The sequence below is a fragment of the Gordonia lacunae genome (genome assembly GCF_002149015.1).
Taxonomy (GTDB): domain Bacteria; phylum Actinomycetota; class Actinomycetes; order Mycobacteriales; family Mycobacteriaceae; genus Gordonia; species Gordonia lacunae.
Map to the genome: position 1 here is coordinate 80,254 of NZ_NGFO01000001.1, position 13,808 is coordinate 94,061.

Genomic DNA, 13,808 nt, shown 5'->3' on the forward strand with positions numbered 1-13,808 from the left:
TAACGTCCCCGTGGGCGCGGCCGATAGAAAGGTCGTGATGGAGGTGTTCTGAACTGCTGGGACGCCGAAGTGACGGGGGTTGTGATCGCGATCACATGGTTTGTCACGTCCGGGGGCATCGAATAGGCTCGCCGACGGTGAATCGCATGCGAGAACGACTCGTGAACGACGTCGCGCCGCGCAATGAGCCGGGGGACGAAAAATGTGTGACGCACAAGGACCGGTTGGCCGCTAGGGACTACGAGTTCCGGCCGATCGGCTGAAGAGGGAGATTCTGTACATGCGTGAAGCTGCCACTGAGGCGCCGAGGCCTGCGCGCAACCGGATGAGCAACCGGTTGATCGCCGCATTCGTCGCCATCCTGACAGTTGTCGGGCTGACCGGCGTCGTCGCCGGCCAGGCCAACGCCCGGATCGGCGGAACGCAGGTCGGCAAGCAGGAGTTCTGGGTCAACGGCTGCGGGATGCCGAACGTCAAGGTCCGCGCCTGGAAGAAGCCCGGCAACTACAAGACCGTCATCCTTCTCGACGGCATGCGCGCCCAGTACGACTACAGCGGCTGGGAGATCAACACCAACGTCCAGGAGATGGTGAAGTCCGGCGTCAACGTCGTCGAGCCCATCGGTGGACCCGCAAGCTTCTACACCGACTGGGATGCGCCCAGCAACTTCAACCGGCAGCCCTACCGGTACCGCTGGAACTGCGTCATCAGCCGGACCCTGATCAGCGCACTCGACGCCCGCGGCTTCCGCGTCGGACCGTCGAAGCGCTACGCGATCATGGGTCTGTCCATGGGTGGTAACGCCGCACTCGTCCTCGGCGCCCAGAACCGTCAGCACTTCGACCGCGCCGGCTCGCTCTCGGGCTACAACTTCCTGAGCGCGCCCGGTATGCGTACCGCGCTGCGTCTGGCGATGCTCGACGTCGACCCGAAGCCGTGGAACATCGACGCGATGTGGGGCCCGCCGTGGAGCATCCGCTGGTTCCAGAACGATCCCTTCTGGAACATCGGCCTGATGCGCGGAATGAAGGTCTTCGTCGGTTCCGGTAACGGTCTCTTCGGCCGCTACAACGCACTGCCCAACGTCTTCGACGACCTGTTCAAGGGCTCGACCCTCGAGCTGCTCGCGTTCACGCAGTCCAAGGCCTTCGAGGCCGCGGCCTTCGTGCAGGGTGTGCCGCTCATGACCTACTACGCCAACGGCACCCACGCCTGGGGCTACTGGCAGGACATGGTCTGGAACGCCAAGAACCGCGGGTTCTTCCGCTGATCTGACAGCGCCGGTCCGCCGGCCACACGACGCCCCGCCCGGGTCACCGGGCGGGGCGTCGTCGTGTTGTCGGCCCTGCCCTGCTCCGGCCCGCGCGCCCCTGGGAATAGCGCGAGATATCAACTGTCACACAAATCCCACGTGTCACAGCGTGGCGTGCGGACAGGGCGCGCTACGGCGTGTAAGAAACTCCTGAGGCGTTTGATACTCATGAGGCACGTGTGACTGACGGGGAATCGGTCACGACGCTGCTGGGCGCCGGCGTACAGGGGCGAAGGAGTTCTGGAGAGTGATGCGGCGAAACAGCGGTACAGGCAGGGTCGACGCGGGACCGGTCGATGCAGGGCTGGATGGCACGCGCCCGGCCGGCCGTCGGGCGACCCTTCGTCCGGTGAAGGCCGCCGTGGTCGCGCTGGCGACGGTCGCGGTCCTCGTGATCGGGAACGGACTCGCAGGCGCCGAACCCGCGCCGGCCCCGCCCGCCCCCGCGGCACCGCCGGCAGCTCCCGCGCCGCCGGCCTCACCCAGCGCGCCGGCACCCGCACCGCCGAGCTCTCGTGCCCCGGTCGCGCCGGCCTCGGTGCCCGCCGCCCAGCCGGCGAAGGTGACCAACACCTACTGGTACACCGACCGACGCGTGGCCCTGTGGGTGTACTCCCCGGCGATGAACACCAACATCCAGGTGCAGATCCTGCTGGCCCGCGACTGGCACGCGAAGCCGAAGGAGAAGTTCCCGCAGCTGACCATGCTCGACGGTCTGCGCGCGCAGGACGATCAGAGCGGTTGGATCATCAACACCAAGATCGTCGACTTCTACAAGGACAAGAACGTCAACGTCATCCTGCCGATCGGTGGTGAGTCGAGTTTCTACACCGACTGGAAGGAACCCGATCGCGGCAAGAACTACAAGTGGGAGACGTTCCTCATGCGGGAACTGCCGCCCATCCTGGAGAACGACTGGCGGTCCACCGACGTCCGCGGCATCGAGGGGCTGTCGATGGGTGGCTCCGCGGCGATGATGCTCGCCGCCCGCAATCCCGGGTTCTACAAGTTCGCGGCGTCGTTCTCGGGAATCCTGCAGCTGAGTTCGTTCGGCATGCCGCAGGCGATCCAGTTCGCGGTGCGCGACGGTGGCGGCTACGACTCGATGAAGATGTTCGGCCCGCCCTCGGACCCGGCCTGGAAGGAACACGATCCGTACCTGCTGGTCGACAAGCTGCAGGGGACGAGTCTGTACGTCTCGTCGGGCAACGGCATGGTGGGACCCCACGACAAACCGTCCGACATCCCGATGCTCGCGACCAACTACTCGGGTGTCGGACTCGAGATGCTGAGTCGCGTCACCTCACAGCAGTTCGCGATCCAGCTCAACCGCAAGGGGATTCCCGGCCAGGCCAACTACCGGCCGTCGGGTACGCACACCTGGCCCTACTGGGAGTTCGAGATGATGCAGGCCTGGCCGCAGGCCGCGGCCGCGCTCGGACTGTCGCGTGATGCGGTCGCATGCCGCGTCGACGGCGCCTTCCGCAAGGTCTGGGACGCCAACAAGGCGGACCTCGGTGGCTGCCTCACCCCGTCGTACCCGGTGGCCGGCGGCAAGGCCCAGGACTTCGCCGGCGGACGCATGTTCACCGGACCGAAGGGTCCGAAGATCGTCACCGGTGCGATCGGCGGCGCCTACGTGGCCGCCGGCGGTCCGGCCGGCCGCCTCGGCAAGCCGACGAGCGACGAACTCCCGACCCGCGACGGCAAGGGCCGCCTGAACTACTTCGAGCACGGCCGGATCACCTGGACCGCGAAGGACGGCACCAAAGTCCTGAAGTGAGGGGGCCGATGACGAGCCGACTCCGAAAGAGGAGGACGGGGGCACCCGTCGGTGCCCCTAACCTCGACCGCACGTGTGTACGGCCTGAAACTTCGCTGAGGAATCAGACCGTTTGTGCAGGTGGTGCGAGTGCGGCGGCCGGAATGTCCCCGCGCGGACGGTAGCCTGACGTGGTGTGCGATGCAGGGTGCCCCTGCGTCGCGATCGGCCGCAGGCCGGACGCGTGAGGTGTCGCCGGACAGATTGTCCGGTGGTGCGCGATCTGACGGAGAAAGGTTCGGCAGGAAGTGGCGATGACAACGAAGTGTGTGCGGCTGGTGCTGGCCGTGACGGGCCTCGCTCTCGCGCTCGGGTCCGTATCGGCCTGCGCCGACGACTCGACGGCCAGTGCGCCGATCACCAACAACCCGGTCACGACGACCTCGCTCTACTCGGCGGCGGAGTCCTCCTCGAGTACGCCGGGCTCGCCGTCCGCGGAGACGACCACCTCCACGCCCGGCGGCACGTCGGAGTTGCCCGCGACCGCGCCGAACCCCAGCACGAAGGTCCCGGCCAGTTTCCCCGGCCCCAGCGGGCAGCCGCTCGATGACAAGGCCCGCGCCTACCTCGCCGCGCTGAAGCAGCAAGACGTCACCTTCATGGGCGACAACGACAACTCGGTGGCCCTGACCATGGCGAAGTACGTCTGCGGCGCCAAGCAGAAGGGCACCGACCCGAGCATGGTGAAGGCCTTCGTCACCGCCTCGGTCGGTCCCGGCGCGGACAATGTCGAAGAAGCCAACGTGAAGGCCGACAAGGTCATTCGCGCAGCAGAACAGCACTACTGCTGACGTGGCCGCCCGTCGCAACGCCGCGGGCCGCACCCGGAAGGGTCCGGTCCGGCGGCTCGGCAAGTTCGCCCTGCTGCTCCTCGCGCTCGCGGTCATCGCGATCGTGCTCATCGTCGTGCTGGTCCTGGTGTGGCTGGCGCCCGGCCCCGCGCCGATCGGCCCCGGCGGGCCGTCGAGCACCCCGCCGTCCGGCGAACGACCCGACGCCCAGCCCGCGGACTGCCCCGACGTCCTGACGGTCGTCATCCCCGGGACCTGGGAGTCGAGCGCCGACGACGATCCGTACAAGCCGTCGGCGAACCCGAACTCGCTGATGCTGCGCGTCTCACGCGCGCTGTCGAACGACTTCGACACCTCGCGCAGCGAGATCTACACCGTCCCCTACACGGCCCAGTTCCGGAATCCGACCAACTTGGGCGACCGGCAGGTCGACTACAACGTCTCGCGCACCCAGGGCTACAAGCGGGCGGCGGGCAAGATCATCTCCACCAACGAGCGCTGCCCGCTCACCGGCTACGTGATCATGGGCTTCAGCCAGGGTGCGGTCATCGCGGGAGATCTCGCGAGCAACATCGGCAACGGCCGGGGCGTGCTCGACAAGGGCGACCAGGATCTGGTGCTCGGTGTCGGACTCATCGCCGACGGCCGGCGCCAGCCGGGTGAACAGAACGACATCGCGCCGAGCCCGAACGGCGTGGGCGCGGAGATCGCGCTCGGCGGGATGGGCAATCTGGTACCCGGCATCTCGATGACCGGCCCGCGCAACGGCGGATTCGGCGAACTCCGCGACCGGGTCCAATCCATCTGCGCGCCGGGCGATCTCATCTGCGATTCGCCGACGATCGTCAACCCGCTGGCGGCGGTGTCGAAGCTGGCGAACGCGGCGTCGAACCCCATCCATGCGATGTACGCGACGACGCGCTACTGGGAGAACGACGGCCAGACCGCGACCCAGTGGATGTACGACTGGTCCAAGGGCCTCATCCAGGACGCGCCCACCCCCGAGCACAACTGACCGTTGTCCTCCCGGCGGGACCGCACCGGCCGGGGCGTCACCGATGTGCCACCGGGCCCGTCGTCGAACTAACCGGCCGGTAACCTCCGTCTGGCGGCGTCCGCCGATTCGTTTGGCGGTGCCGTCACGCTGCATTAACGTGTTGGGCTGGCCCGAGGAACACCGCGGATGCCGGCGGATGCCGCACGCGACCTCACCCAGCCGGCGACCACGACGAGAGGACAGCGATGACGCAACCCCCGAGCGATGCCGGTGGAGCCTCCTCCGGTCTGCGGAAGTTCCGCTTCGGCGCGGGTGGTGAGGGCAACAAGGACGAGGGCGGTGCCCGCAAGTTCGTCAAGCTCGCGCAGACCGCCGAGGAATACGGCTACGACACCTTCGCGGTGCCCGACCATCTCGGCAACCAGGTCGGACCGCTCGCGGCGCTGGGCGCGCTGACCCAGGCGACGAGCACGATCCGCCTGGCGACCTCGGTGCTCGCCAACGGCTGGCGCCACCCGGCACTGCTCGCCAAGGAGGCCAACACGATCGACGTCCTGAGCAAGGGACGTCTCGAGTTGGGCATCGGCGCCGGTTGGATGAAAGAGGAATTCGACAAGGCCGGCATCGAGTTCGAGTCGCCCGGTGTGCGCATCCGCCGCCTCGACGAGGCGCTGACGGTCCTCGACGGCCTGATGCGTGGCGAGACGGTGAACTTCGACGGCGAGTTCTACCAGATCAACGGCCTCGAGGGCAGTCCTCGGCCGAGGCAGGGACCGCGTCCGCCGATCGCCGTGGGCGGCGGCGGACCCAAGATGCTGGCGCTGGCCGCCAAGCACGCCGACATCATCTCGGTCGCTCCCGGCACCACCACCGACGGCAAGATGAAACTGTCGGACATGACCATCGCGAAGACCGCCGAGCGTGTCGACCGGATCCGGGAAGCCGCCGGCGACCGGTTCGACGATCTCGAGCTGAACTGGACGATCGCCGTCATCGTCATCACCGACGACCGGGTCGCCACCGCCGAGATGGCGCTGAAGGCTCTCGAACAGGGCTATCCGCCGAACATCGCGCACGACACGGAGTTCACCGTCGACGACGTGCTGACCTCGCCGTACATCGCGATCGGCAGCTTCGACGAGATCGCCGACCAGATCCGGGAAGTGCGCCGCCGCACCACCATGTCCTACGTCGGGGTCTTCCCGACGCAGATGGATGCTTTTGCGCCCGTGCTGGCGCAATTGAAGGGGGAGTAGGATGGCCGACGGTCTCGCGACTCAACAGCGAGGTGACGGGTCGGTGAACCCGGGGGGTGCGCGTCGAGGGGCGACGCGCACTCATGCGAAACCGAGCATGACGAACGCGAGTTTTTTCGTTGGGTAACTGGACGTGCGCTACCGTATCCCGCGGTCGGCACAGGACGTGGACGGCAGGACTGCGTGGTGGTGTCGCCAAGACCTCGCCGGAGATCTGCGCCCGCGTGGGGGAGTCCACGAGGGGGCACAGGAGTAATGAATGCTGAGTACTGAACTCGAAGATTTTCTCGATGAGACCGGGAACATCTCTTTCAGCGAGGAAGCGACCCTGGTCGACTACGTCGAGCAGAACGTCCGCGAGCAGGCCGACACACTGGCCTACCGGTTCATCGACTACAGCCGCGAGCGCGACGGCGAGCCGCAGGATCTGACCTGGGCGCAGTTCGGCAAGCGCCTGCGCGCGGTGGCGGCTCGTCTGCAGCAGGTGACGAAGCCGGGCGACCGCGTGGCGATTCTCGCGCCGCAGTCGCTCGAGTACGTGATCGGTTTCTTCGCGGCCCTCTACGCCAGCAACGTCGCCGTGCCGCTGTTCTCCCCGGACGAGCCCGGCCACACCGACCGCCTGCACGCGGTCCTCGACGACTGCAAGCCGACCGCGATCCTGACCTCGACGAAGTCCGCCGAGGCGGTCCGCGACTTCTTCGCGCCGCTGCCGGCCAAGGAGCGCCCGCGCGTCATCGCCGTCGATGCGGTCCCGGATTCGGTGGGGTCGAGCTGGGTGGCACCGGTCGCCGGTCAGGACCACAACAAGGACACGGTGGCCTACCTGCAGTACACCTCGGGTTCGACGCGTGTCCCCGCCGGCGTGGAGATCACCTATCAGGCGGTCGCCGCCAACGTGCTGCAGATCTCCGACACCATCGGCATCGACCGGAAGGCGCGTGGCGTCACCTGGCTGCCGATGTTCCACGACATGGGTCTGCTCACCGTGATCCTGCCCGCGCTCGGGGGTCGGTACATCACGATCATGAGCCCGCAGGCGTTCGTGCGTCGTCCCGGTCGCTGGATCAAGGAGCTCGCCGCGGCCGCCGACGGCGCCGAGACCTTCGCCGCCGCGCCGAACTTCGCCTTCGAGCACGCCGCCGCGCGCGGTCTGCCTAAGGACGGCGAAGAGCTGGACCTCTCGAACGTCATCGGCCTGATCAACGGCTCGGAGCCGGTGACCGTCAGTTCGATGAAGAAGTTCAACGAGGCCTTCGCGCCCTACGGGCTGCCGAAGACGGCCATCAAGCCCTGTTATGGCATGGCCGAGGCCACGTTGTTCGTCTCCGCGACGCAGCGCGAGAACGAGGCCAAGATCGTCTACGTCGACCGCGACGATCTCAACGCCGGTAGCTTCACCCTCGTCGACGCCGACGCGCCCAACGCGGTCGCGCAGGTGTCCTGCGGCCAGGTCGCGGTGAGCCAGTGGGCCACGATCGTCGACGCGGAGACCGCGACCGAACAACCCGACGGTCATGTCGGCGAGATCTGGCTGCACGGTCTGAACATCGGCGCCGGGTACTGGAACAAGCCCGAGGAGACCGAGGAGACCTTCCACAACAAGCTGGTCACCCCGCTCCCGGAGAACAGCCACGCCGAGGGTGCGCCCGCGGACGCGATCTGGATGCGGACCGGCGACTTCGGTGTCTGGCTCGACGGCGAGCTGTACATCACCGGGCGCGTCAAGGACCTGGTGATCGTCGACGGCCGCAACCACTACCCGCAAGACCTCGAGTACAGCGCGCAGGAAGCGAGCGACGCACTGCGCCCCGGCTTCGTCGCGGCGTTCTCGGTGCCGGCCAACCAGTTGCCCGGCGAGGTGTTCGAGTTCGCGGGCAGCGGCCTGAAGCCCGACGCCGATGACGCGTCCGAGCAGCTGGTCATCGTCGCCGAGCGTGGACCCGGCCGTAAGGCCGACCCGCAGGAGGTCGCCGACACCGTGCGTGCCGCGGTCGCCCAGCGTCATGGCGTGATGGTCCGCGACGTCCTCCTGGTGCCGGCCGGCTCGATCCCGCGCACGTCGTCGGGCAAGATCGCCCGTCGCGCGACGCGTGCGGCCTACATCGACGGCAGCCTCCGGGGCGGCTACAAGCAGACGGCGTTCCCGGACGCCGAGTAGCGATCCCGCGGGCCCGGGCGGGGTGAGTGCGTCGAGTTGCCGCGCCCGGACATCCCGCGGGCTCATAAAGCACCCGGCACCAGTTCAGGTGCCCCGAGATCAGTAGTCTGGAAGCGATGTCTGAACTGAATACCGACGAGGCCCGCACCATCGATTCCGCCGCGTCCGGCACCGACGGTGAGACCGCCGGTGACCTCACGGTCGACCAGCTTCGTGACTGGCTGCGCGAGTGGGTGTCACAGGCCACCGGGCTCCCCGTCGAACAGATCGCCGTCGACCGTCCCATGGAGGAGCTCGGTCTCTCGTCCCGTGACGCGGTGGCGCTCGCCGCCGACGTCGAGGACAAGACCGGGGTCATCCTCACCGCGACGGTGGTCTACAACCACCCCACGATCGCGACGCTCGCGCAGCGGATCATCGAGGGTGATCCGGATGAGGGTCTCGACGGCGACGCGGACACCTTCTGGCAGCGTGAGCGCACCGCCGACGACGACATCGCGATCGTCGGACTCTCGACGCGGTTCCCGAAGTCGGGCACCACGCCCGAGTCCACCTGGGAGGCGCTGCTCGGCGGTGTCGACGGCATCTCCGAGTTGCCCGAGGACCGCTGGACCGAGTTCAAGGCCGATCCGCGCCTGGCCGAGGTCCTGGAGAGCGCCAACACCCACGGCGGTTACCTCGACGACGTCCGGACTTTTGACGCCGACTTCTTCCAGATGAGTCCGCGCGAGGCCGAGATGGTCGATCCGCAGCAGCGCCTGGCGCTCGAACTGACCTGGGAGGCGCTCGAACACGCGCACATCCCGCCCAGCGACCTGAAGGGCGCGCCGGTCGGTGTGTTCATCGGGACGTCGACCAACGACTACCAGCTGCTGGCGACCCTCGGACTCGGCGAAGGTGCCCAGGACACCGCGGCGTACGCGCTCACCGGCACGTCGACCGCGATCGTCGCCAACCGCGTCTCCTACTTCTACGACTTCCGCGGCCCGTCGGTGGCGCTGGACACCGCGTGCTCGTCGTCCCTGGTCGCGGTCCATCAGGCCGTCCGCAGCCTGCGTACCGGCGAATCGGAGGTCGCCCTCGCGGGCGGCGTCAACATGATCATCAACCCGGCCGCCAGCCTCGGTTTCGACAGCATCGGAGCGCAGGCGAAAGACGGTCACATCAAGGCCTTCTCGGCCGACGCCGACGGGATGATCCGCGCCGAGGGCGGCGGTCTGCTCGTTCTCAAGCGGATGTCCGACGCCCGGCGCGACGGCGACCGGGTCCTGGCGGTCATCGCCGGCTCCGCGGTCAACTCCGACGGCCGGTCGAACGGTCTGCCCGCCCCCAACCCGGAGGCGCAGGTCGACGTGCTCCGCAGTGCGTACACCGACGCCGCGATCGACCCGCGCTCGGTGGACTACGTCGAGGCGCACGGCACCGGCACCATCCTCGGTGACCCCATCGAGGCCGATGCGCTGGGCCGCGTCGTCGGCAAGGGCCGGGCCCCCGAGCAGCCGATGCTGCTGGGATCGGTCAAGACGAACTACGGCCACATGGAGTCGGCCGCCGGTGCCGGCGCCCTCGCCAAGGTCGTCCTGGCGATGCAGCACGGCGTCATCCCGGCCTCGCGGAACTACAGCGGACCCAACCCGTACATCCAGTTCGACGCGAACAACCTGCGGGTCATCCCGGAGAACACCGAATGGCCGCGCTACTCCGGCCACGCCGTCGCCGGTGTCTCCGGGTTCGGCTTCGGCGGGACCAACGCGCACGTCGTCGTGCGCGAGGTGCTGCCCGGGGATCTGGCTCCCGGGTCCGCCCCGGCGGAATCGGCCGCGGCCGCCGAACTCCCGGCGTCGTCGGCGCTCCCCGGTGAACCCGACCGTTCCTCGCTGGTCGAGCCTGTCGAAACCGACGAGGACGAGTTCCTGACCGAGGCCGAGCGGGCCGTGCTCGCCGCCCAGGCCAGGAACTCCGACCCGGTGGTCGAGGAGACCGCCCCCGACCCCGCTGCCGGCTTCGCGCCGTGTGCCGTCGAGGGTTCGGTTGTGCCGCTGGTCATCTCGGGATTCCTGCCGTCGCGTCGACGCAAGGCCGCCGCAGACCTGCTCGAGTGGCTCGAGTCCGACGCCGGCCGGTCGACACCGCTCGCCGACATCGGACGCGCACTGGCTCACCGCAACCACGGGCGCTCGCGCGCGGTCGTGATGGCGCGCACCCACGACGACGCGCTCACCGGCGTTCGCGCGATCGCCGACGGGAAGAGCAACCCAATCGTCTACTCGTCGGATTCGCCCGACGCGGCATCGGCAGTCTGGCTGCTGTCGGGCTTCGGTTCGCAGCACCGCAAGATGGCCAAGCAGCTCTACACCGAGAACCCGATCTTCGCGAAGTACGTCGACCGTGTCGACGAGCACGTGCAGAACGAACTGGGCTACTCGATCGCGGAGATGTTCGTCGACGACGAGCAGACCTACGGGATCGAGACGAGCCAGGTCGGCATCTACACCATCCAGGTCGCACTGGCCGACACGCTCCGTCACCACGGTGCGGAACCCGGTGTGCTGGTACCGCATTCGATGGGTGAGGCCTCCGCGGCCTACATCAGCGGCGGACTCTCGCTGGCCGACGCGACGCGCGTCATCTGCCAGCGCTCGCGCCTCATGGGTGAGGGCGAGTCGATGCTGCAGGGCGACGACATCCGACTGATGGCCCTGGTCGAGTACAGCGCGGAGGACATCAGCGACGTTCTCGCCGACTACCCCGACCTCGAGATCTGCGTCTACGCCGCGCCGACCCACACCGTCATCGGCGGACCGGAGTCGCAGGTCGACGCCATCGTCGAGCGGGCCGAGAAAGAAGGCAAGCTCGGCCGGAAGCTGGCGACCAAGGGCGCCAGCCACACCTCGCAGATGGACCCGCTGCTGGGCGAACTCGCCTACGAACTCACCGGAATCGAGCCGCTGCGCCCCACCACCGGCTTCTACAGTTCGGTCGACCGCGAGGTCTTCTACCGTGCCGGTCACGAGCCCGTCCACACCATCGACTACTTCACCAAGGGATTGCGCCACAGCGTGTGGTTCAGCCAGGCGATCGCGAAGTCGGTGGAGAACGGGCACCGCACCTTCCTGGAGCTCTCGCCGAATCCGGCAGTGCTGATCTCCGTTGCGGCGGTCACCTTCTCGGCCGGGTTGCACGATGCGGAGCTCATCGAGACACTGCGGCGCAAGGAGGACGAGAGCTTCGGTCTCGTCAACGCGCTGCTGAAGCTCTACGTCCACGGTCACCCGGTCGACGTCGGATCGTTGTTCGGGACCGGCGAGCATGCCGCGATCCCGCGTACCCGCTTCGAGCGCAAGGAGTTCTGGCTCACCGCCAACATCTCCTCGGGCGGCTCGGCCGGCAAGATCCCCGGTTCGCACGTGGCGCTGCCCGACGGCCGGCACGCGTGGGAGGTGAATGCCGCGGCGGTCACCGACCCGCGCGCGCTCGTCCACGCGGCGGCCGGACAGGTGCTCGCCAATGCGACCGTCGGCGCGGCCGTGACCCATGGCGAGGTCCCGACGACGGGCACCGTCACCACGACGCTCAGCCCGCACCCCGGTGGCGGCTCGGTCACCGTGCACGCCCGCCCGGACACCACCAAGGCGGACAAGAACTTCCGGCTGCTGTTCGAGGCGGTCGTCACGGGCGATCCCGACGCATCGGCCGAGAGCGCGCCGGCCGACGCGGTGCAGACCGGTGCCGGCGCCGCGGTTTTCGCCGACGACAAGGTGGTCGTCGAAGACGAGGTCGTCGACGACATCGGCAACAAGTGGAGTCCGGAATCCGGTGAGTCCGTGGGTGATCGTCTCGCGATCATCGTCGGTGAGTCCATGGGGTACGACCCGGAGGACCTGCCGCGCGAGATCCCGCTCATCGAACTCGGTCTCGACTCGCTGATGGCGGTGCGCATCAAGAACCGCGTCGAGTACGAGTTCGACATCCCGCAGCTCCAGCTGCAGGCGATGCGCCAGGCGAATCTGGCCGATGTGCAGAAGTTCGTCGAATTCGCGGTCACGCACCGCGATCAGCTCGACGACCTCGCGCAGGCGGGTGACGGGGGCGAACTCGACACCGCGGCCCTCAACGCCTACATCGACGAGCAGAACGCCAAGGACGAGCCTGTCGAGGAGTCGCCGGAGCGCAAGCTCGAGGTCGCCGAGGACGCGGCCGACGTCGAGGCGGCGGTGGCCGACTCGCCGGCGCCGACGCCGCCGGCACCGGAGGCCCCGGCGAAGCCGACACCGAATCAGGCAGCACCGCAGGCGACCACGGACATCACGTCGCAACGGGCCGTCGCCGAGGCCGCCGGTTCGGACGTGCCGCCGCGAGATGCCGCCGAGCGCTTGACCTTCGGCACGTACGCGGTGGTCACCAAGGCTTCGGCCGGTGGCATCTTCAACAAGCTGCCGGTCCTGTCGGAGGACGTCGCCCAGCAGCTCACCGACCGGCTGAACGAGCGCACCGGAGGCGACATCGACGTCGAGGACATCCTCGACTCGGAGACGATCGAGGAGATGTCGAACTACGTTCGGGAGCACCTCGACGCGGGCGCGTCGACCGACGGTTTCCTGCGTTACCTGCGTCTGGTCCCGGACGGCAAGAAGGTCTACGATCCGTCCGCCGGCGATCCGACCCCGATCCTGCTGTTCCACCCTGCGGGCGGCAACACATCGGCATATGAGGCACTCCTCAAGCGTCTGCCCGCGGACCGGCCGGTCATCGGGTTCGATCGTGGGATCGAGGGGACGATCGAAGAGCGTGTGCGCGAATACCTTCCGCGCCTGCGCGAGCTGCAGCCGCACGGGCCGTACGTGCTGGTCGGCTGGTCGTTCGGTGGAGCCCTGGCCTATGGCGTCGCGCAACTCCTGCGCGAGGCAGGTGAAGAGGTCGCCTTCGTCGGTCTGATCGACGTGGTGCGTCCCCGCGAGGACATGACCGAGACCCCGGACAGCAAGCGGGCACGGCTCGAGCGCTGGAAGGAGTTCGCGATCCGCAACTACGATCTCGACCCCGACGTGCCGATCCCGATGGATCGCCTCGTCGAGGCCGACGACGAGGGGCAGTTCGCGATCATCATGGAGATGATGTCGATGTCGGGTACCAAGATCCCCGGCGGCATCATCGAGCACCAGCGGACCTCGTTCATCGAGAACCGGGTGCTGAGCAGCATCGCCCCCGAGCCCTACGACGGCAAGGTCGTCCTCTACCGGGCCGACAAGATGCACGCCGGGGCCATCGAACTCGAGCCGCAGTGGGCCGAGATCGACGAGGACGGCCGCTGGGGCGAGGTCGTCGACGACCTGGAGATCATCCACGTCGGCGGTGACCACCTGTCGATCGTCGACGAGCCGTACATCGCCAGGATCGGGGCCGATCTGGGCGCGCGGCTCGGACGGATCGACGAGAAGTAGCGTCACTTGTTGCTCATCGGAAACAGCG

The 13,808-nt window shown here is 68.1% G+C and carries 7 protein-coding genes; all 7 read left to right on the forward strand.

The window, feature by feature from the left end; all coding sequences use genetic code 11:
* Nucleotides 1-280 precede the first annotated feature (280 nt).
* A complete protein-coding gene (locus CA982_RS00390) occupies nt 281-1,270 on the forward strand; it encodes an alpha/beta hydrolase (RefSeq protein WP_086533378.1) in 990 nt (329 codons plus the stop codon).
* A gap of 292 nt (nt 1,271-1,562) precedes the next feature.
* Complete coding sequence (locus tag CA982_RS00395; protein ID WP_086533379.1) at nt 1,563-3,095, forward strand: alpha/beta hydrolase-fold protein; 1,533 nt, start codon at nt 1,563-1,565, stop codon at nt 3,093-3,095.
* Between the two features lie 293 nt (nt 3,096-3,388).
* The gene (locus CA982_RS00400) at nt 3,389-3,925 is read left to right on the forward strand and encodes a DUF732 domain-containing protein (protein WP_086533380.1); all 537 of its coding nucleotides are present in this window, start codon (nt 3,389-3,391) and stop codon (nt 3,923-3,925) included.
* A 1-nt stretch (nt 3,926) separates the two neighbouring features.
* Nucleotides 3,927-4,940 carry a cutinase family protein gene (locus CA982_RS00405; RefSeq protein ID WP_086533381.1) on the forward strand — a complete coding sequence of 338 codons (1,014 nt, stop codon included), beginning with the start codon at nt 3,927-3,929 and terminating at the stop codon, nt 4,938-4,940.
* 227 nt (nt 4,941-5,167) lie between these two features.
* Nucleotides 5,168-6,178, forward strand: coding sequence for an LLM class F420-dependent oxidoreductase (locus CA982_RS00410; RefSeq protein WP_086533382.1), 1,011 nt, complete (start codon nt 5,168-5,170; stop codon nt 6,176-6,178).
* A gap of 259 nt (nt 6,179-6,437) precedes the next feature.
* Nucleotides 6,438-8,339 carry a long-chain-fatty-acid--AMP ligase FadD32 gene (gene fadD32 / locus CA982_RS00415; RefSeq protein WP_086533383.1) on the forward strand — a complete coding sequence of 634 codons (1,902 nt, stop codon included), beginning with the start codon at nt 6,438-6,440 and terminating at the stop codon, nt 8,337-8,339.
* 116 nt (nt 8,340-8,455) lie between these two features.
* Complete coding sequence (pks13, locus tag CA982_RS00420; RefSeq protein WP_086533384.1) at nt 8,456-13,780, forward strand: polyketide synthase Pks13; 5,325 nt, start codon at nt 8,456-8,458, stop codon at nt 13,778-13,780.
* Nucleotides 13,781-13,808 lie beyond the last annotated feature (28 nt).